Annotated in this window: 20 protein-coding genes and 1 other annotated feature; of the genes, 19 read left to right on the forward strand and 1 reads right to left on the reverse strand. The window is 34.1% G+C overall.

Annotated elements, in window-relative coordinates; all coding sequences use genetic code 11:
- Positions 1-520 precede the first annotated feature (520 nt).
- From BX659_RS14045 to BX659_RS14095, 11 genes are all read left to right on the forward strand, one after another.
- Complete coding sequence (locus tag BX659_RS14045; RefSeq protein ID WP_097018748.1) at positions 521-1,447, forward strand: HlyD family efflux transporter periplasmic adaptor subunit; 927 nt, start codon at positions 521-523, stop codon at positions 1,445-1,447.
- An 18-nt stretch (positions 1,448-1,465) separates the two neighbouring features.
- Positions 1,466-2,785, forward strand: coding sequence for a PhoH family protein (locus BX659_RS14050; protein WP_097018749.1), 1,320 nt, complete (start codon positions 1,466-1,468; stop codon positions 2,783-2,785).
- A 205-nt stretch (positions 2,786-2,990) separates the two neighbouring features.
- Positions 2,991-3,692 carry a YggS family pyridoxal phosphate-dependent enzyme gene (locus tag BX659_RS14055; protein WP_097018750.1) on the forward strand — a complete coding sequence of 234 codons (702 nt, stop codon included), beginning with the start codon at positions 2,991-2,993 and terminating at the stop codon, positions 3,690-3,692.
- Positions 3,692-4,204: a cell division protein SepF gene (locus BX659_RS14060; RefSeq protein WP_097018751.1), complete on the forward strand. Its 513-nt coding sequence runs from the start codon at positions 3,692-3,694 to the stop codon at positions 4,202-4,204. Before BX659_RS14055 ends, BX659_RS14060 begins: the two co-directional genes overlap by 1 nt.
- Complete coding sequence (proC, locus tag BX659_RS14065; protein WP_097018752.1) at positions 4,194-5,009, forward strand: pyrroline-5-carboxylate reductase; 816 nt, start codon at positions 4,194-4,196, stop codon at positions 5,007-5,009. Before BX659_RS14060 ends, proC begins: the two co-directional genes overlap by 11 nt.
- Complete coding sequence (locus tag BX659_RS14070; protein ID WP_172431948.1) at positions 5,010-5,282, forward strand: YggT family protein; 273 nt, start codon at positions 5,010-5,012, stop codon at positions 5,280-5,282.
- 52 nt (positions 5,283-5,334) lie between these two features.
- Positions 5,335-6,123, forward strand: coding sequence for a photosystem II S4 domain protein (locus tag BX659_RS14075; protein WP_097018753.1), 789 nt, complete (start codon positions 5,335-5,337; stop codon positions 6,121-6,123).
- Positions 6,124-6,135: 12 nt separating this feature from the next.
- A complete protein-coding gene (locus BX659_RS14080) occupies positions 6,136-6,735 on the forward strand; it encodes a DivIVA domain-containing protein (RefSeq protein ID WP_097018754.1) in 600 nt (199 codons plus the stop codon).
- A gap of 13 nt (positions 6,736-6,748) precedes the next feature.
- Positions 6,749-6,994 carry a TM1266 family iron-only hydrogenase system putative regulator gene (locus BX659_RS14085; RefSeq protein ID WP_097018755.1) on the forward strand — a complete coding sequence of 82 codons (246 nt, stop codon included), beginning with the start codon at positions 6,749-6,751 and terminating at the stop codon, positions 6,992-6,994.
- A gap of 78 nt (positions 6,995-7,072) precedes the next feature.
- A complete protein-coding gene (locus tag BX659_RS14090) occupies positions 7,073-7,774 on the forward strand; it encodes a 5'-methylthioadenosine/adenosylhomocysteine nucleosidase (protein ID WP_097018756.1) in 702 nt (233 codons plus the stop codon).
- A gap of 415 nt (positions 7,775-8,189) precedes the next feature.
- Entirely contained in the window at positions 8,190-8,774 is a 585-nt protein-coding gene (locus BX659_RS14095) for an ankyrin repeat domain-containing protein (protein WP_172431949.1), read from the forward strand.
- 205 nt (positions 8,775-8,979) lie between these two features.
- Here BX659_RS14095 and BX659_RS19305 read toward each other — a convergent pair whose 3' ends face one another.
- Positions 8,980-9,477, reverse strand: coding sequence for a hypothetical protein (locus BX659_RS19305; protein ID WP_097018758.1), 498 nt, complete (start codon positions 9,475-9,477; stop codon positions 8,980-8,982).
- A gap of 247 nt (positions 9,478-9,724) precedes the next feature.
- Positions 9,725-9,957: a binding site (T-box leader), on the forward strand.
- A gap of 353 nt (positions 9,958-10,310) precedes the next feature.
- Between BX659_RS19305 and ileS the strand changes: the two genes are divergently transcribed.
- From ileS to BX659_RS14140, 8 genes are all read left to right on the forward strand, one after another.
- Entirely contained in the window at positions 10,311-13,088 is a 2,778-nt protein-coding gene (gene ileS / locus BX659_RS14105; RefSeq protein WP_097018759.1) for an isoleucine--tRNA ligase, read from the forward strand.
- Between the two features lie 424 nt (positions 13,089-13,512).
- On the forward strand, positions 13,513-15,078 hold the full coding sequence (locus BX659_RS14110; protein ID WP_097018760.1) for a diguanylate cyclase: 1,566 nt from the start codon (positions 13,513-13,515) through the stop codon (positions 15,076-15,078).
- A gap of 80 nt (positions 15,079-15,158) precedes the next feature.
- The gene (locus BX659_RS14115) at positions 15,159-15,647 is read left to right on the forward strand and encodes a hypothetical protein (protein ID WP_143786675.1); all 489 of its coding nucleotides are present in this window, start codon (positions 15,159-15,161) and stop codon (positions 15,645-15,647) included.
- A gap of 329 nt (positions 15,648-15,976) precedes the next feature.
- Positions 15,977-16,225, forward strand: a complete 249-nt coding sequence (gene remA / locus BX659_RS14120) for an extracellular matrix/biofilm regulator RemA (protein ID WP_097018762.1) — start codon at positions 15,977-15,979, stop codon at positions 16,223-16,225.
- Between the two features lie 33 nt (positions 16,226-16,258).
- The gene (gene gmk / locus BX659_RS14125; protein WP_097018802.1) at positions 16,259-16,840 is read left to right on the forward strand and encodes a guanylate kinase; all 582 of its coding nucleotides are present in this window, start codon (positions 16,259-16,261) and stop codon (positions 16,838-16,840) included.
- A gap of 65 nt (positions 16,841-16,905) precedes the next feature.
- The gene (gene rpoZ / locus BX659_RS14130; RefSeq protein ID WP_258176146.1) at positions 16,906-17,088 is read left to right on the forward strand and encodes a DNA-directed RNA polymerase subunit omega; all 183 of its coding nucleotides are present in this window, start codon (positions 16,906-16,908) and stop codon (positions 17,086-17,088) included.
- Between the two features lie 340 nt (positions 17,089-17,428).
- Positions 17,429-18,625, forward strand: coding sequence for a bifunctional phosphopantothenoylcysteine decarboxylase/phosphopantothenate--cysteine ligase CoaBC (gene coaBC / locus BX659_RS14135; RefSeq protein ID WP_097018764.1), 1,197 nt, complete (start codon positions 17,429-17,431; stop codon positions 18,623-18,625).
- Between the two features lie 256 nt (positions 18,626-18,881).
- Positions 18,882-19,874 carry an ABC transporter substrate-binding protein gene (locus BX659_RS14140; protein WP_097018765.1) on the forward strand — a complete coding sequence of 331 codons (993 nt, stop codon included), beginning with the start codon at positions 18,882-18,884 and terminating at the stop codon, positions 19,872-19,874.
- Positions 19,875-19,906 lie beyond the last annotated feature (32 nt).

Genomic DNA, 19,906 nt, shown 5'->3' on the forward strand with positions numbered 1-19,906 from the left:
AAGCAAGTGAAAGACTTTTGTAGAGGCTTATTGCCTAGTAACTCGCTATCCATCTTGCTTGCTTAACTTTATTATAACAAACTTTTAGGTAAGAGTAACTCGGGAAAAAAGCTGATAAGCTTTCCCGAAAATTGTTTTAATAATTTTGCTCACTTTTAAAAAGTAAAAGTGTCGCAATACTCCCATAAAGTTATATTTCGCCTCAATAGAGTTATAATATAAATAGCTAAATTAGCTATTATATCCAATTTATCATTAAATGCACATATTTCAAGTTGAAGAATAATATGATATTAAGTACAAAGACTAGTAACCCTAAAATTTGGTATAATTAATCCTAGCTAGAGGAAAGGAGAGATTTAGAATCTGCTTATAACTATGATAGTTTAAAAATATCTTTGAAATTATTAAATTTTTATTATTTTTAAAGAGGTAGGTAGGAATTATTTGATAGATATAGAATTATATAAGTATAGAATATTTATAATCCTTTGTAATGATATATGAAGGTAGGGTTACTATGAGAGATTTTGCTAAAATTACTAGTCAAGTTGAGAGTACCAGATTTAAAAGAAATAATAAATCCAATGCAACTATATTTATTAAATTTTTATTATCCTTAGTTGTTTGTGGCTTAATAGTTATCTTTGGAATTAACTTTTTTGGTTACCATTCCAGCAAGGTAGCAACTACCACTTATCAAGCAATTAAAGATAGTATTAAGACTTCAGGAATTTTAATTAGAAGGGAGAGGGTAACTTTTGCACCTCAAGGTGGAGAGGTTGAACTTTATTTCTCTGAAGGTGCTAGAATAAGTACTGGAAATAAGATAGCAGAACTTCATGATGAAAATCAGAGTGATAATCTCTATAATTATTATGCTGGGATAATTAGTTACAAGGTGGATGGGTTAGAGATGACCCTAAGAGAAGATAATTTAAAGAATCTCAATTATGATCACTTTGTAAATTTAAAAGGAAAGTATAATCCTGTTAGTTCAGGTGATAAAGTAAATATGGGAAGACCTATCTTTAAAGTGATTGATAATTTTAAATTTTATTTAGCAGTCTTGTTACCCCAAAATCAGCTAGCAAATTATGAGGTAGGGACTGAAGTAGAGGTCTTATTCCCAGGATTAGAAGAGTATTTTATAGGTAAGATAAATTCTATTCTATTAGATAAGCCTCAAAATATTATGGTTATAGAATTTAATAGATTTATCCCTAAGCTAATTGATCTACGAAAAACAGATGTAGAAATCATTAGAAAGAGGTATCATGGAATAGTAGTTCCTAGTTCTGCCCTGATAAAGAGGGATGATAAGCTAGGTGTGATGGTCAATGGTTACACTAAAAATTATTTTAAAGAGGTTGAGTTGATAGGAGAGGTAACAGACCAAGCAGTAATAAAAGGGGTAGGACCAGGGGTTAAAGTTATTCTTAATTAAGATTAAGGGGGAATACTAGTGGAAAAAATTTATGTATTAGATACCAATGTTATACTACACGATCCAAAATCCATATTCTCTTTTGAAGATAACAAAGTTATCATTCCGATGGTGGTTATTGAAGAGGTTGATGACCAGAAAAAACGCCAAGATTCAGTAGGAAGTAATGCCAGAATATTCTCTAGATATTTAGACGAATTAAGAAAAAAAGGGAAATTATGCGATGGCGTAGAGCTAGATGATGGTGGAAGAATCAAGGTTGAATTAAATCATCAACTTCTAACAGAATTACCTAAGGGATTAGACCCAAATAAGCCCGATAATCGAATTTTAGCAACTACTTTGGGATTGCAAGAAGATGGCGAGATCCCTGTTATCTTAGTTACTAAGGATATCAATATGAGAATCAAGGCAGATGCTATGGGTCTTGCAGCAGAGGATTATGCAACTGATGCTGTAAATATCGATGAACTCTATTCAGGAATAAAGAATATAAATGTTCCTTCAGATAAGATAAATGCCTTATTTAGAGATAAAAAATTAGAATTGAATGAATTGGATTTAGAGGAAAGGTTGTATCCTAACGAATTTATCAATTTAGAAGATGAATTTGGTGGTTCTCAATCAGCATTATGCTGTTATGATGAAGCTAAGAATAAATTAATACCCTTTATCTTTAATCCAACTGATATTTGGGGAATTAAGCCTCGTAACCGTGAACAAAAATGTGCTTTTGAATTATTATTAAATGATAATATTAAGCTAGTAACTTTGGTTGGTAAAGCAGGAACTGGAAAGACTCTTTTAGCTTTAGCAGCAGGGTTACAGAAGGTTGTAGAGGATAAATCCTATAAACGATTGATTGTAACTAGACCGATAGTTCCTATGGGAAATGATTTAGGATTCTTGCCAGGGGATAAAGATGAGAAGTTAGCTCCTTGGATGAGACCTATCTTTGACAATATGGAGTTTTTAGTAGGTGGCAAAGATGAGAATGGAGCTAGTGCTGTAGCCGATTTAAAGGAGATGGGCTTAATTGAGATGGAAGCAATCACTTATATTCGTGGTCGAAGTATTCCAAATCAATTTATCATAGTTGATGAGGCACAGAACTTAACTCCCCATGAGTTGAAGACAATTATTACTCGTGCTGGTGAAAATACTAAGATTGTCTTAACAGGAGATCCTTATCAGATAGATCATCCTTATCTTGATAGTAATAGTAATGGTTTAACATATGTTGTGGAGAGGTTAAAGGATAAGGCTTTAGTTGGGCATATGACTCTATATAAAGGTGAGCGTTCTCAATTGGCAGAGATTGCAGCAAGCTCATTATAATTGAGTCTGAAATTAACATATATATAATTGGTATTAAAGGTTTTGAATTGTTGTAGGGAACGGTCGCGACCGTTCCCTACAAATTAATGAATGATTAGAGTAATTAAAATTGTCTGTTTATAAAAATACACCTATATAGGTGTATTTTTTTTGCAGGAAAAGAATAATAGATATAGAATTAATTTAGGGAGGAGGTTTTTTATGTATGGAAGATATTAATGATAATTTATTAAAAATAGAAGAAAGAATTAAAGTTGCTGCTAAAAGATCAGGGAGGGACCTATCAGAAATTAAATTATTACCTATTTCTAAGTATCACTCCTTAGATAAGATTCAGGTGGTTTTAGATAAAGGATATGTTGAGTTTGGTGAAAGTAGAGTACAAGAGTTAATGGAGAAGGATGAAGAGTTCTCTTCTGATGTAGAATGGCATATGATCGGCCATTTACAGAGAAATAAGGTGAAGTATTTAGCAAGAATGACTAGATGCAAGTTAATCCATTCAGTTGATAGTTTAAGATTGGCTAAGGAGATCAATAAAAGAGCTAAGCAAGAAGAGAGGGTAATGGATATATTAATTCAGATCAATACCGCTCAAGATGATAATAAGTTTGGGATTTATACTAAAGAGGCAATTGAGATGGTCAAAAAGATTGGTAGCTTTAAAAATGTAAAAATTAGGGGTTTAATGACAATTGCACCTTATAGTGATGACCCTGAAGAGGTAAGACCAGCTTTTCGTAAGTTAAGGAAGTTAGCTGAGAAGATAGAAGCAGAGGAGATAGAAGGTGTAGAGATGAAAGAATTATCAATGGGAATGAGTAATGATTTAGAGGTAGCTATTGAAGAAGGTGCTACAATCTTAAGGGTTGGCTCAGCAATCTTTGGAGAAAGGGAGTATAACTAATGGAGTTTATCAATACCTTATTAGACAAGGTTGACCAATTTTTCTCTTTAAGTCCACAGGAGATAGAGAATGATGATTATCCACCTATTAAATTGGAAAGAAAAAGAAAATCTCAAGTTAATCAAAAGTTAGAAGGAGAAGATTTGAACTCAATTATCAGCTCTTCTCAAGTTAAGGATATGTTAATTGTAGAACCAGAAAGCTTTGATGAGGCTCAGCATATAGTTGATAAATTAAGGGATAAGCAACCGATCTTACTTAATTTAAGCAAGACAGATCGTCAAGTGTCTATTAGAATTATTGACTTTATCAGTGGTGCCATTTATGCTTTAGGTGGTAATGTAGAGAAGGTTGGAGAAAGTGTATTCTTATTTGCTCCAGATTCAATTAATATAACCTATAAGTCTAAGTCTGAGAAGAATTCTAAGGTTAAGAATAAATATAATACTGAGTCTGTTTCAGTAACAGATGGTATATCTAAAGGGGAGAAGGAGAGTCTTTATGAAAAGTAAGAAGAGTATAGGATTTATTGGAGCAGGAGCTATGGCAGAAGCTTTAATTAAAGGACTGCTTAAGTCAGAAGTCTATCATCCTAGTCAAATACATATCAGTGATATTAGAGCAGATAGATTAGAAGAGTTAAAAGAGAGCTATGGTATAGAGACTAGCAGAGCTAATCAAGACTTAGTAAAAAGGGTTGATTATTTAATTTTAGCAGTCAAACCCAAAGTGATACCTATAGTTTTGAAGCAAATAGGGGAGGATATTAGCAAATCTCAAAAATTATTCTCACTAGCAGCAGGAGTTAATACTGTACTACTTGAGAAATATTTAAAAGAAGAGGTTGCAGTTATCCGTTTAATGCCTAATACACCTGCTTTGATTGGAGAAGGAGCAATAGCCTATTGCTTAGGTACTGCTGCTCAAGATGATAGTAAGTTAGTTGAGCAGATTTTTGGGACAGTAGGAAGGACATTAAAAGTTGAAGAAGAACTGATGGATGCTGTCACAGGGCTTAGTGGAAGTGGTCCTGCCTATATTTATTTGATCATTGAAGCTTTAGCAGATGCAGGGGTTAATGTTGGTTTAAGCCGTGATGATGCTTTGAGTTTGGTCTTACAAACTATTATTGGTTCTGCTAAGATGGTCTTAGAGTTAGGAGCTCATCCTGGGCAGTTAAAGGATATGGTAACTTCTCCTGGAGGAACGACGATAACGGGATTGAAGGTGTTGGAGAGAGAGGGAGTACGGTCAGCCTTGTATCAAGCAGTAGAAGCTGCTACCATAAAATCAAAAGAGTTAAGAGGAGAGAAATAGATGCTGTTAATTTATTTAGTTGATAGATTTTTTCAATTTTATTATTATTTAGTTATAGCTAGAGTTGTAATGTCTTGGGTGCAACCACCGACCCATCACCAGACGATGAGAAAGATTATAGCCTTTATTTATCGAGCAACAGAGCCTGTTTTAGGTCCAATTAGAGAGATGATGCCAAATTTAGGTGGAATTGACTTTTCACCAATTATAGCTTTGCTAGCTTTGCAAATTGTCAGAAATGGAGTAATCCAATTACTATATCATTTATTTTAGTTAAAACTAGAAGAATTTAATCTGAATAGTATAGGGAATAGGAGTGATAACAGTGTTAGATAAAGAGAGGTTGCTCTCTCATATAAATGATGAAGAGGATAGAATAGAGTTGGCTCAAATTTTGGATAAAGCAGAGTTGGCTTTGACTAGACATCAAGCAACTTTCACCAATTTCTTAAATCCTCATCATCTTTATTTGGCTAAACCGATTTTAGAGCAGGTAGCAGATTTGAAGGTTTGGGAATATGGTGGCTATGACCGGGCTGAAAGAAAGAGATTGACCTTGACCCCTGATTATTATTTAGCAGAGTTAGTTGAGAGCCCAATCGTTCTATTGGATATTAGAGGAAAATTTGAATTCCAAGAGGTAAGCCATCGGGACTTTTTAGGTTCTATCTTAGGAACAGGGATTAAAAGAGAGATGGTTGGTGATTTAATCTTATACCAAGATGGTTGTCAAGCCGTGGTAGCTGAAGAGATTAGAGATTATCTTAAATTGAATTTAGATAAAGTACATAAGGTTGGAGTAGAGATAGAAGAGATTGATTTTGATAATTTACAGATAGAGCCAGAAAGAATCAAGGAGATTGATACGACGGTGGCTTCTTTGCGTCTAGATTCTGTAGCCAGTTCTGGTTTTTCTACTTCACGTAGTAAGATGAGTAAAGAGATAGAGCAAGGGAAGGTTAAAGTTAATTGGAAGGTCATTGATAATCCTGCTTATGTGATAAGTCGAGAGGATATTATCTCTATTAGGGGTAGAGGTAGAGTAGAGATAGAAAAGTTATTGGGTGAATCCAATCGAGGAAGGATTAAATTAAGATTAAAGCGATATATCTAGGAGGAGATACTTATGTCTTTAACACCAGCAGATATCTATAATAGAAAGTTTAAAAAGAGCCTAAGAGGATATGATACACAAGAGGTAGATGACTTTTTAGAGTTAGTAGCAGTCTATTATGAAGAGATGATCTCAGAGCAGACCCGATTGAACTCTCTTGTTGAGGATTTAAGTTCAGAGTTGAAGAGGTATGAAGAACTACAACAATCTTTAGATGATACTGTTAATAAGGCTCATAAATTTGCTGAAGATAAGAAGCAGCAAGCTCAAGAAGAAGCGGAAATGGTATTGACAGAAGCGAAAAGAAAGGCTAAGGAGATTCTTAGAGAGGGTGAGGTTAAGGCTAAGAACACTATTGAAGGGGCAGAGGTTAAAGCTAATAAGCTAGTTGATGAGGCTGAATTTGAGGCCAAGCAGAAGTTGATGGATGCTAGAGAAAAGACTGAAGATAAGTATAGAGAATATCAACAGTTGTTGGAGAATGAACGTCTATTTAAGATTAGATTCAAGACATTATTACAAAGCCACTTAGAGATGTTAGAAGAAGAGCAAAAGCCAGCACAAACAGAGGAGATTGAGGCTCTAAAATCCGAAGATGATTCATCAGAATAAGGAGGAGCTTTAAATGGAGAAGAGAATAGCGGTAATTGGTATTGTAATCAGTGACCGGATGGGAGCTGCAGCTAAAGTTAATGATATTTTAGCAGGATATGGGGATATTATTGTGGGAAGAATGGGACTACCATATCAGGATAGGGGATTGAATATTATCTCTTTGATTGTAGATGGGAGCAATGACCAGATAGGTGCTTTGGCAGGAAAGCTTGGAAATATTCAAGGTGTTAAAGTAAAATCTATGGTAACAACGTGAGGGCAGTAACGAGTGATGAGTGATGAGTAAAAACATTAAGTAATTAACTATTAATTAAGATGTAGGGGGTGAAAGTGATTGAAGATAGGTATTATTGGAGCAATGGATATAGAGATAGAGTTACTTAAAAAGGATTTAGAGTTAAAAAGTACCCTTAATAAAGCCAGTATGGAATTCTATGAGGGCAATTTGACTGGTAAAGAGGTGGTACTAGTTAGAAGTGGAATTGGGAAGGTAAATGCTGCTGTCTGTACTCAGATATTAATCGATGACTTTGATGTCAATGAGGTTATCTTTACAGGGGTTGCTGGTGCTGTTGACCCTACTTTGGATGTTGGTGATATTGTAATCTCTAATGAGGTGGCACAGCATGATGTTGATGTTACAGGGTTTGGAAGAGAGTATGGTGAGGTACCTGGATTGGACAGAGTCTTTTTTGAAGCGGAGCAAAGATTGGTTGATTTGGCCAAAGAGGCTGGAGAGAAGGTAACTGCTGCTGAAGAGATCAAGGTAGTGACAGGGCGGATTTTATCTGGAGATCAATTTATTGCCGATAGAGAGAAGGTAGCTTGGTTAGGTGAGACCTTTGCTGGACATTGTACTGAGATGGAAGGGGCTGCAGTGGGGCAGGTCTGCTTTTTAAATGCTAAGCCCTTTGTAATCATCCGTTCTATGTCTGATAAGGCTGATGGTGAAGCGAATATCTCCTTTGATGAGTTTGCCAAGATAGCTGCTGATAATTCTTATCAGATAGTAGTGGAGATGTTGAAGAATATGTAAGTATGGGTATGATTAAAGATTAAAAAGACTACTTAGATAATCTAAGTAGTCTTTTGGTTTGGTGTGCTGTTCTTGGAGTTTTGAGTTTTTTAATTTGCTAAATCAGATTTTAGGTTTTGATTAAAGGATGGTTTATCTTTTTTAGATTGAGATGGTACCTACAAATATACTCCAAGAATGCTTCCGCTTTAGTAACTTCTGAGTCAAAAAGTAAGTGAGAAATTATTTAAAGGGATAAGGAAAAGTATATATATCTATATAAGTGATAAAAAATATAATTCTAAGTTTGGGATTTATTGAAGTGGCGTGGTATAATTTAGATATTAGTACATGTAAGGAGGAGGTGAAAGGTTAGTTTTTGTAAAAGTTAGGTTTGAGTATTTTTTCAAAAATTTTATAAAAGGAGATGATTAGCATGAAGTTTAGAAAAGTATATTTAAGTTTGATATTAGTACTTACCTTAGCGATTATAGGATGTTCTAATTCAACTGATACTCAACAGTCCGCAGAGAAAGTTTCTAGTAATGTAACGTCTAGTTCTAATCAAGAAGTTGCTCAAAAGGATGAGGAAGTTGCGGAAGAAGCTGTTCCTACATTCAGTAATTCTAGCACAGAAGATATAAATTGGGATACTGCTTCAACTGCAAAAGTAAAGGAAGCAATTACAGCTGGAATAGACATTAACAAGCAGGATGATAAAGGAAGGACTCCATTGATGAAAGCTGCTAAAGCTAATAATGTTGGAGCTGTCAAAGCGTTGTTAAACAATCAAGCCGATGCTAATATTCAAGATAATCAAGGAAAGACTGCTTTAATTGAAGCAGCCTCTGAAGGGAATAACTTTATTACAGAGTTGTTACTTGATTATAAGGCAGATGTTAATTTAGAGGATAATTCAGGAAATAAGGCCTTGGATTATTTAGAGCATTCGATGAGTGCTAGTAAGTTATCAGCTGATGAGGTTGAGGTTTATTCAAGGTTGAAGAAGTTAAGTAAGTAAGAAAATAGTAGAAATATATTTAAAAGATAAAAGAAATCGCTCTAAATTTTAGAGCGATTTCTTTTATCATATCTTTTTTATTTTGATTAATAGATTTTAAGTTTACTAACAGAAGATAAAAAGTAATATATTAGCCATGGTCTGCAGGTGTGATTAAATGAGTAATTACAATCATCAAAAAGATGTGTATTTTGCAAATTCATAGTTAATCGGTTCTTCTAGTAATTGAGATAAGAAGTAGTGATATTATAAATGGAGCTACAATTGAAATTAATGCTATAAAGCCATTGTTAGTAAGAGCATTGAAGATTAAATCAAAAGCTTCTGGCTGTCGTGCAATTCCTTCAACTGCAGCCGCTGTGGCTGTACCTATACCGATGGCTGTTCCTATGCCAGCTAAAATAGAGATACCTGTACCAAGAAACATTAGACCTCTATTAATGCAGATATTGTGGCAGTAGTATCTTTTAGCAAATAACACTAAATAAATGGCTATGATTATAGCAGCTAAAAGGGGCATTAATGCTAAGAGCTGACCTCTACCAAGAGCTTGTAATATTGAATTAGAAGCCTCTGGTTGTCGTGCAATCCCTTCAACAGCAGCTGCGATAGCTAAACCTGTTCCTTTTCCTACACCAATACCTGCTAACATAGTAATCCCGGCTCCTAGTCCAGCAAGACCACTAGAAATTCTTTCAAACATATTCCACCCTCCTTTGTTTTTTTACATATTACAGTATTCTCTAATGGTAAAATGTGTTACTCTTAACTTATATTATCATTGATAAATTATGTATATAAACCTAGGTAGTTATTGGATTTTTAATTTATTTAATTATCTGTATTAATTTATAATAATGGCATAATATTCATTATATATATCTGAATTTGAATTATTCATTGACTAAGCTCAAAATTTATATTATAATATAAGACAAAATCTTATATTATAAACAGCAAAGATAGAGAAGAGTAAATATAGTGGAAGTTAAAGCGAACTGGGGATGGTGAAAGCCTGGCAACAGAAGCTATATTGAAGATCACCTCTTAGCTATTTCTCTGAAATTAATAGTAAGAGAAATCGGATGCAGACCGTTATTCTGTTTAAGTGAGTATATCTGTGAGCTTTCGGCTTACTATATACTAATTAGGGTGGTACCGCGATAATAACCTCGTCCCTTGCTGGGAGGAGATTTTTTTATTTTTTGAATGAAGTTTTGTTTTGAAGGCTAGAGATCACTTTTAGTAAAGCATCAGAACGCTCCCTAGCCCCTAAGGGTCTATCAACCACTTCGTACAAAACCAGTCCGTCTTAGTTTTAAGAAGGGGGAATAAAGATTTCTTAATGTTTTTCTCCCCTCTCTTGGGATGAAGAGAGGGGTCGGAGGAGAGTTCAAGCTTTTAAGGAATAAAATTTGATTTATAAATCTAGTTTTCAGCGTATAGATGCTAGTTAAAGGTGTAGTATATTTAAAGTATAGTTAACTAGCAACTGTTTACTGTCAACTGTCAACTATAAAAAGAGGGGTGTAAAGAATGGATTATAAAGATACGTTAAATCTACCTAAGACTGACTTTCCAATGCGTGCTAGCTTAGCAAAGCGGGAACCAGAATTTCAACAGTTTTGGGAAGAGAATCAAATTTATGAGAAAGCATTAAAAAAGAGAGAAGGGGCTAAGCAGTTTATCTTACATGATGGGCCTCCTTATGCAAATGGGGATATCCATATTGGACATGCATTGAATAAGATTTTAAAGGATATTGTAACTAGATATAATCATTTACAAGGTTTCCAAGCACCTTATGTTCCTGGTTGGGATACTCATGGTTTACCAATTGAGCATAAAGTAACTAAGGAATTAGGTGAGAAGAGAAAAGAGCTATCTACTACAGAGCTAAGGGATATGTGTAGAGATTATGCCCTTAAATATGTAGAGCGTCAAAAGGGACAATTCAAACGTTTAGGTGTTTGGGGAGATTGGGATAATCCTTATGTAACCTTAAATCCTAAATATGAGGCAAAGCAGATCGATGTCTTTGGTCAAATGGCATTAAAGGGACTATTATATCAAGGGTTGAAACCAGTTCATTGGTGTACCGATTGTGAGACTGCTTTAGCAGAAGCAGAGATTGAATATCAAGATAGTCGAGGACCTTCAATCTTTGTTAAGTTTCCAGTTAAAGAAGGTAAGGTTTTAGGAGAAGAAGAGTTAACTGCCGATGATTTTGTAGTTATCTGGACTACTACTCCATGGACTATACCATCAAATATGGCGATTTCAGTTCATCCTGACTTCGATTATGTAATCGCTCAAACTTCTAATGGTAGAATTGTTGCTGCTAAAGAGCTATTAGATCAGATGATGAAGACTTGCAAGGTTGAAGAGTATAGTATAGTAGCAGAGTTTAAAGGGGAAGAGTTAGAGGGTGTTAAGTGTAAGCATCCATTTTATGATAGAGAATCACAATTGATTTTAGGAGATCATGTTACCTTAGAGCAAGGTTCTGGTTGTGTCCATACAGCTCCTGGTCATGGTCATGATGACTATGTTGTTTGTCAAGACTACGATATTCCAGTATTTGCTCCAATGGACAATACAGGAACTTTTACTGAGGAAGCTGGAGAAGAGTTTGCAGGTATGTACTATGATGATGCCAATATTAAAGTGACTAACTTATTAAAAGAACAGGATTTATTGATGAGCTTAAACTTCATTGATCACTCTTATCCACATTGCTGGAGATGTAAGAATCCAGTTATCTTTAGAGCAACTAAGCAATGGTTTGCTAGTGTTGATGCAATTAAAGATGAGGCTTTAGAGGCAGTTAGAAATGTAAAGTGGTATCCTGGGTGGGGAGAAACTAGAATCACTAATATGATCGAGAATAGAACAGATTGGTGTATCTCCCGTCAGAGAGTTTGGGGAGTACCGATTCCAATCTTCTATTGTAAAGATTGTGGAGAGACTATCGTAACTGAAGAGACTATCGAAGCAGTAAAAGAGTTATTTGGAGAGAAGGGTTCTGGTATCTGGTATGAACTAGAAGCCAATGAGATGGTACCTGAAGGTATTACTTGTGAATGTGGTAGTAGTGACTTTGAGAAAGAACAAGATATTATGGATGTATGGTTTGATTCTGGTGCCAGCCATGCTGCGGTATTAGAGAACTATGATATCTTAGATCGACCTGCTGATCTTTATCTTGAAGGTACAGACCAGTATCGTGGTTGGTTCAACTCTTCATTATTAACTTCAATTGCAGCTAGAGGAGAGGCTCCTTATAAGGCTGTTGTAACCAATGGGTTTACTGTTGATAAGAAGGGTAAGAAGATGTCTAAATCTATCGGGAATGTTGTTTCTCCACATGATATTATCAAGCAATATGGTGCTGATATCTTGAGATTATGGGTTGCATCTTCTAACTTTAAAGAGGATGTGAGAGTTTCTGATAAGATCTTAAAAGAAAATGCTGAGGTTTATCGTAGAATTAGAAATACCTCCCGCTATATTTTAGGTAACTTAGCTGACTTTGATCCAGCAGAGAACTCTGTAGCTTATGATAAGTTAACTGAATTAGACCGTTGGGCCTTGATGCAGCTACAGAAGCTAGTTAAGCTAGTCAAAGATGCTTATGAAAATTATGAATATCATAAGATTTATCATGCTGTTCATAACTTCTGCTTAGTAGAGTTAAGCTCCTTCTATATGGATATTCTTAAAGACAGAATGTATATTTTAGAACCAAATGATCCAGTTAGACGTTCAGGTCAGACTGCTATGTATGAAATCTTAACTACAATGACTAGGATTATTGCTCCAGTAATTGTTCATACAGCAGAAGAAATTTGGAAATATCTACCTGGAGACCATGCAGAGAGTGTCTTCTTAGAGGACTGGCCAGAGCTTAAAGAAGAGTATATTGATGAAGAGTTAGCAGCAAAATGGGATAGATTACTAGCTATTAGAAAGGATGTCTCTAAGGCATTAGAGCTTGCTCGCAAGGAGAAGATAATAGGACATCCTTTAGATGCAGCTGTTAAGATTTATCCAAGTGAAAAGACTTATGACTTTTTAGCTCAATTTGATAATTTAGCAGAGTTATTTATCGTCTCTGTTGCTCAATTGGCAGAAGCTGATGAGCAAGTAAGTGGGGATGTCTATGAAGGAAAAGAGTCTGAGATTAAAGTAGCTGTAGCTCAAGCAGCTGGTGAAAAGTGTGACCGTTGCTGGAATTACAGTGAGACTGTCGGGGAAGATAAAGAGCATGAAACGGTTTGTGCTAGATGTTTAGAAGTAATAAATAGTTTGTAATTTTTGTTTAAAAAAGCTTGCAACTGAACGTTCAGTTGCAAGCTTTTTTAATATTTAGTCTTTTTTAGTTTGATTGTTAGTTTATAAGAAGTTAAACTTTAACAATGAAATTTAAGCTAATATGGAATAAATTAACTGATGATTGATTATAAATGTATTAATTGATAAAAAATAGAATTACTATTTAGCAGGTCTAAATTATTGTGAATAAATTTATAATTCAAAAAATTTAAAAGGAACAATAATTATTTTAATAAGAAGCAATCTGTTTATATTTATATAATTGTAAAGCTGATTTTCTGTAAATTTATAAGAAAAATTAAATTTTATTTCTTAAAATGTTAATAGTAATTAACATTTTATAATTGCTTTGCAGGAAAAAGATATAAGGTATAGAATATTAATTAAAAAGAGGAGGGATTGTATGTTAGAGATAATATTGTTCTTACTTATATCAGTAATATTGCCTATAATTTTAATAATGATATCCTCTTTTAATAGGAAATTAACTGCCAATTCCTATCTATTATTATCTGGACTTTTAATAGTTTTTATTATAAATTATTTACTATTTGGAAATCCTGTCAATAGTATCATTGGAATCGCTTCCTTATATTTACTTATTGTTGCAAGTACAATTCTAATGGGAACAAAGGGAGGGGTAATTACTTCTATAGTGATCTTACCTGTTTTGATATGGGCGGAATTTGGTATTAGAGAGATTGGCTACCATTTATCCTTCTTTCTGTTTATTTCTTTGGTTTCAGGGTGCTTAAATAGTATGGTTAGAGATAAAATTGAAAGTATCATGGAATTAAATATGGGATTATCAAACCAAATTAAAGAGCTAAGAGTTCTTAGAGAGATTAGTGCTATTTTGCAGGGAACATTAGAGTTAGATAAAGTATTACAGATAATCTTATCAGCTGTAACAGCTGGCTATGGCTTAGAGTTTAATCGTGCTATCTTATTTTTAATAGATGATGAAAACGAGAATATGTTGACAGGTAAGATTGGGATTGGTCCCCTAGACCAGCAAGAAGGGCTACAGACTTGGCAGAATGTTGCTAAAGATAAGATTAATTTAGAGGGTATGATTGCTGTACAGGAACAGCTAGAGTTAAGTGATAAGAAATTAAATGATATTATTCAGAACCTCTCCTTTAAATTAGATAAGGAGCATATAGCTACTAGAGTAATTAGGAATAAAGAGACTTATAATATTAAAGTGATGGACCCTGATGATAAGTTCGAATGTACTTTAGCTGCAGAATTGGCAATGGAGGCTTTTGCTATTGTACCTTTGATCGTTAAAGGGAGGGCTATTGGGGTTTTGGTTGTTGATAATATTGCTAATAAAAGAGAGATTACTTACAAAAGTATAGATTCATTATTACCCTTTGCCAATCAAGCTGCTTTGGCTATACAGAATGCTAAATTGCATAAGTTAAAGGAGGATATGGCCGTTAAAGATAATCTGACGGGTATCTACAATCAAAGGCATTTCCAAACAAGCCTTCAGCAAGAGATAGAGTTTGCTAAAGAGAGAGAGGCCTCTTTGGCACTATTAATGATGGACATAGACTACTTTAAGGCCTATAACGATAACAATGGCCATCCAGCAGGAAATGAGGCTTTAAAACAGTTATCTAAGATATTAGAGGATAATACAAGGGATAATGATGTAGTATGTAGATTTGGTGGGGAAGAGTTTGCTATTATCTTACCAAATGTCTTCTCAGATGTAGCTTATGCTATAGCTGAAAGGATTAGGTCTAAAGTTGCTGATAGTTACTTTAAAAATCAAGAGACCCAACCTAATGGTAACGTAACAATTAGTGTAGGTATAGGTATCTTCCCTGATGATGCTAGTACAGATCGTGAGTTATTAAATGTGGCTGATGAGGCGTTATACTACGCTAAATCTAGTGGGCGCAATAATGTTAAATTGTATCAAGAATATTTAGGCTCTATTAAAGAGTCTTCATAGATTTACAGAATAGATCTGCTCTTTGTTATAAAGGATTAAAGAGTCTGATTGACTTTCTAAGGGGGAAGAGAGGTGATATGATGCCAAGTAATTTATTGGTTATTGGGATCTTTACTTATATTGCTTGTCTATTATATTTTAGAGATTGTTTTTATTCTTATGGTCTTGAATTTTTTGCCAAAAGAAAGCTGTTGAAAATAGGACAAAAGTTAGAAGATTTAGAATTCTCCTTTGAACAAATTTATTATTTAGTAGCTACTCCAAGTACCAATTGTGACTTTTGTAAATTAAATCTAGAGGATTTTATAGTAGAAAAGGGCAAGGTATCATTCTTTCATGGTGAGATTTATGATTTAAAGGTATATGCTCAAATGCCCGATGGGCAGAAAAAGCTAGTAGCTATTGTTCCAAAGGATAAATTTCCAGTTCCTATTTTAGATACTATGTTATATTACAATCAAATTAATCAAAGTGATTATGAGATGTTAGTCTCTTATTTATTTTCTCATCCTAGAACTCATAGAATGATTATTGAAGAGATAAGAAAGAGAGTAATCGAAGGAAATTAAGCACTTTTTAGTGTTGAGATCAGAGCTGTTTTCAAAGATTATTTGAATAATTATAGCAATAAGATGATTGATTTAATATAAGGATTTTTATGGTGATTATATTTAATAAAAAGAGTTAAGATTAATCGGTAATTATTGCTATTTTATCTTATTTTGAATTATAAATTGGAATCTTTGATAAAATAGTAATCAATAATTTACTTGCAAAGTATATTTAAGTTATGATATATTATAAATTAGTCTAAATCCTAATAAAATCTATTAGCTATATTATTTGAAATATAGATGTTTTATGAGCTGAGTTATTACTAAATTAAGGAGGAGACATAATGAATATTAAATTAATTAATATCGGTTTTGGTAATATTGTTGCAGCTAATAGAATCATTGCTATTGTAAGCCCTGAATCGGCGCCAATAAAGAGAATTATCCAGGATGCACGGGATAGAGGGATGTTGATTGATGCTACTTATGGTAGAAGAACTAGAGCTGTTGTTATCACAGATAGTGATCACATTATTTTATCTGCAGTCCAGCCAGAAACAGTTTCACAGCGTTTAAAAGATGATGATGAGTAATAAGAGAGCTATAGGGGAAGGAAGATTATGAGTATGCTGAACAATAGGGAAAATAGAGGAAATTTAATAATCTTATCTGGACCTTCCGCAGTGGGTAAAGGAACAGTATTAAGAGCTTTGTTAGAGGAATATGATGAGGTATGCTATTCTGTATCAGCAACTACTAGAGAACCTCGTGAAGGGGAGATAGATGGAGTACATTATTTCTTTATGAGTCAAGATGAATTTAGGGCTTCAATAAAGAATGATGAATTTATTGAGTGGGCAAAGGTACATAATAATTATTATGGAACTCCTAGAAATTATGTTGAAGAGACTTTAAAGAGTGGGAAGGATGTAATTTTAGAGATTGACATTCAAGGTGCTCGACAGGTTGCAGAGAGCTTTAGTGAAGGGGTTTTTGTCTTTTTAGCACCACCATCTATGGAAGAGCTGAAATCTAGAATTTATAAAAGAGGTACAGAGACTGAAGATGCTATTCAGACTAGAATGAGTAATGCTACTAAAGAGTTAGAAGAGATTGATAGATATGATTATTTGATTATTAATGATGAGGTTGAAAATGCAGTAGATAAATTAAAATCAATTATTATTGCAGAGAGATGTAAAATTTAACTATTAGACAAATAGTTAATAGTCAATAGCTAAAAGGAGTGATTATTTTGCTATCTTATCCAGGGATGAACGAATTAGTAGAGAAATGTGGTTCTGCTTTTTCTGCTGTTATTGTTTCAGCTAAGAGAGCTAGAAAGATGAATGAAGGGGCAGAGTCCTTATTAGATGAATATAGAGGGACTAAAGATGTCTCTAAGGCTTTAGAAGAGATTATAGCAGATAAGCTAAGACCTGTAGAAAAGAGATAAGTTGATTATTATTTTAGTAAAAGTTATAATTTAGTGATTATAATATTATTTAAAAATCTAGTAAATAAGATAGATGTCTTCTAATTTAACTCAGAAAATTAAGTGATAGAACTTAGCTGAGTTAATAGGAGGCATTTTTTATTATAATTATTCTATTAATATAATTAATACAATATGAGTATATTGCGACAGTTTTGCTACTAGCTTATAGCTACTGGTTATTAGCTAAGACCTTAAAAGCTAAAGGGTAGAAGCCAGCAGCTAGTAGCTAATAAAAAAGTGTCGCATCTCTATTAAGTTTAATTCTAAGCTTAAATACCAGATTAAGGAGGAGTTCAAAGTGCTTTTAAAAGGGAAAAATGTTGTAGTAGGTGTGACTGGAGGAATAGCAGTTTATAAGGCTGTAGAGATTGTGAGTAGATTTAAAAAGTTGGGGGCTGAGGTTTATGTAATTATGACCAAGTCTGCCACAGAGTTTGTGCAGCCGATGACCTTTCAATCAATTAGCCATAACCCAGTTGTAGTAGAGATGTTTGGTAGAGCTCAGTATTGGGATGTAGAGCATATCTCTTTGGCAGATAAGGCTGATTTATTTTTGATTGCTCCTGCTACGGCAAATATTATTGGAAAGATTAAAAATGGTATTGCTGATGATATGCTATCTACGACGGTAATGGCGACTAAAGGGAAGGTGGTTTTGGCACCAGCAATGAATGTGAATATGTATCATAATCCTATAGTCCAAGAGAATATGGATTATTTAAGACAGAGAGGATATAAAATTATTGAAGCTGATGCAGGATACTTAGCCTGTGGTTATGAGGGCTTAGGACGTTTACCTGAACCTGCTGAGATTGTAGCAAGTTCTACAGCAATTTTATTGGCTGAGAATGAGGAGTTGCTAGGAAAAAAGGTGTTGATAACTGCTGGGGGAACAAGAGAAGCATTAGACCCAGTTAGGTTTTTAGGCAATCACTCTTCTGGTAAGATGGGTTATGCCTTGGCTAGAATGGCAGCAGCTTATGGGGCAGATGTAACTTTAATTTCAGCACCTAGCAACTTAACTACTCCTAAAGGGGTAGAGAGAATAGATGTAAAAACAGCAACTGAGATGGCAGAAGCGGTTTTTAAATATAAAGAAGAGCAGGATGTAATTATTATGGCAGCAGCAGTGGCAGATTATCGCCCTAAAGAGTTCTCTGATACCAAGATTAAGAAGAAGGATGGAGATTTACTGATTGAATTAGAGAGAACTGAGGATATTCTAGCTAGATTAGGTAAAGAGAGAGAAAATCAAGTCTTGGTGGGTTTTGCAGCTGAATCTGATAATCTATTAGAGAATGCTCAAAGTAAGCTCAAAAGAAAGAAAGCTGATTTGATAGTTGCTAATGATATCAGTGCTCAAGAGACGGGTTTTGCAAGTGATGATAATCAGGTTACAATTATCGGTAAGGATATTCAGGTTACTTTAGAAAAAGCAGATAAGTTAGAGATAGCTAGGGGAGTATTAGATGAGGTAGTAAAGCTTTTAAATTGAGTTTTAATACTTTAACTCTTGACATTATAGGATAAATTGAATATAATTTATTGTAATAATAGTAGGTTATAGTAGTTTGGTAATTTATGTAGGTTGATAATTTAGTATAGTAGCTTTATAAAAATAGTAGGATGGTAGCTTGGTAGTGAATATTTGCCAAATAAATAGGCTAGGTATACCTATTTATTGATAAATTTTACCACTCCTACGGGGGTGTTTTTCTTTTTGTATATTAAATTTTAGGGGGAATAAGAAGATGAGAAGTAGAGTAGTTAGTCTTTTAGTAGTTATTTTATCATTAGGATTATTAATCGGCTGTTCAAATCAAGGGACAGATAAGGCAGCTGAAGTAGATAAGCCGATTAAAGTAGGGATAATTCAAATTGTAGAGCATCCAGCTTTAGATGCAGCAAGAGAAGGTTTTATTGAAGAGTTAGCCACAGCAGGTTATAAAGAGGGAGAAAATATTACTTATGATTACAAAAATGCTCAAGGAGATATGGCAACAGCTCAAACTATAGCCAAGCAGTTTGCTTATGATGAATTAGATTTGATCTTAGCAATTGCAACTCCAACAGCTCAAGCAGTAGCTAATAGTGTCAAAGAGACTCCAATCTTAATTACCGCAGTTACAGATCCAAAATCAGCTGGTTTAGTAGAGAGTTTAGAAGAGCCAGGAGCAAATATTACAGGGACTAGTGATTTAACTCCAGTTAAGAAGCAGCTAGAGTTATTGACTGAAATAGTTTCTGATGTTAAGAAGGTTGGGATTATCTACAATGGAGGAGAGATCAACTCTGTTGTACAGGCGGAATTAGCTGAAAAGGCAGCTAAAGAATTAGGCTTAGAGTTAGTTCCTGTTACAGTCAGTTCAAGTAATGAGGTTTATCAAGGGGCTCAATCCTTAGTTGGCAGAGTAAAGGCAATTTACGTACCAACTGATAATACAGTAGTATCAGCAATACAATCAGTAGTAAAAGTAGCCAATGAGAATGACTTACCTTTGGTAGTAGGAGAAGATAATTCTGTAGAAAATGGTGGATTAGCAACTGTAGGTATTAACTATTACCAACTAGGTCGTCAAACTGCTAAGATGGCAGTTAAAGTATTAGCAGGGGAAGACCCAGCTACAATGCCAATTCAGTATTTAGAGAATACAGATTTAGTTATTAATTTAAAAGCAGCTAAGGAAATGAATATTGAACTTTCTCGAGAAATTATAGATAGAGCAAAAAAGGTTATTGAATAAATAATTAATAATCACTTTAAATAGTACATTAA

The sequence above is a fragment of the Orenia metallireducens genome, assembly GCF_003001995.1.
Classification (GTDB): Bacteria; Bacillota; Halanaerobiia; order Halobacteroidales; family Halobacteroidaceae; genus Orenia; species Orenia metallireducens_B.

Bases quoted from the DNA above. Each gene is read 5' to 3' on its own strand.
- gmk (WP_097018802.1), top strand. From the start codon at position 16,259: ATGCTGAACAATAGGGAAAATAGAGGAAATTTAATAATCTTATCTGGA.
- BX659_RS14085 (WP_097018755.1), top strand. From the start codon at position 6,749: ATGGAGAAGAGAATAGCGGTAATTGGTATTGTAATCAGTGACCGGATG.
- rpoZ (WP_258176146.1), top strand. From the start codon at position 16,906: ATGAACGAATTAGTAGAGAAATGTGGTTCTGCTTTTTCTGCTGTTATT.
- BX659_RS14055 (WP_097018750.1), top strand. From the start codon at position 2,991: ATGGAAGATATTAATGATAATTTATTAAAAATAGAAGAAAGAATTAAA.
- BX659_RS14060 (WP_097018751.1), top strand. From the start codon at position 3,692: ATGGAGTTTATCAATACCTTATTAGACAAGGTTGACCAATTTTTCTCT.
- BX659_RS19305 (WP_097018758.1), bottom strand. From the start codon at position 9,477: ATGTTTGAAAGAATTTCTAGTGGTCTTGCTGGACTAGGAGCCGGGATT.
- proC (WP_097018752.1), top strand. From the start codon at position 4,194: ATGAAAAGTAAGAAGAGTATAGGATTTATTGGAGCAGGAGCTATGGCA.
- BX659_RS14080 (WP_097018754.1), top strand. From the start codon at position 6,136: ATGTCTTTAACACCAGCAGATATCTATAATAGAAAGTTTAAAAAGAGC.
- BX659_RS14140 (WP_097018765.1), top strand. From the start codon at position 18,882: ATGAGAAGTAGAGTAGTTAGTCTTTTAGTAGTTATTTTATCATTAGGA.
- BX659_RS14095 (WP_172431949.1), top strand. From the start codon at position 8,190: ATGAAGTTTAGAAAAGTATATTTAAGTTTGATATTAGTACTTACCTTA.
- ileS (WP_097018759.1), top strand. From the start codon at position 10,311: ATGGATTATAAAGATACGTTAAATCTACCTAAGACTGACTTTCCAATG.
- BX659_RS14110 (WP_097018760.1), top strand. From the start codon at position 13,513: ATGTTAGAGATAATATTGTTCTTACTTATATCAGTAATATTGCCTATA.
- remA (WP_097018762.1), top strand. From the start codon at position 15,977: ATGAATATTAAATTAATTAATATCGGTTTTGGTAATATTGTTGCAGCT.
- BX659_RS14045 (WP_097018748.1), top strand. From the start codon at position 521: ATGAGAGATTTTGCTAAAATTACTAGTCAAGTTGAGAGTACCAGATTT.
- BX659_RS14115 (WP_143786675.1), top strand. From the start codon at position 15,159: ATGCCAAGTAATTTATTGGTTATTGGGATCTTTACTTATATTGCTTGT.
- BX659_RS14070 (WP_172431948.1), top strand. From the start codon at position 5,010: ATGCTGTTAATTTATTTAGTTGATAGATTTTTTCAATTTTATTATTAT.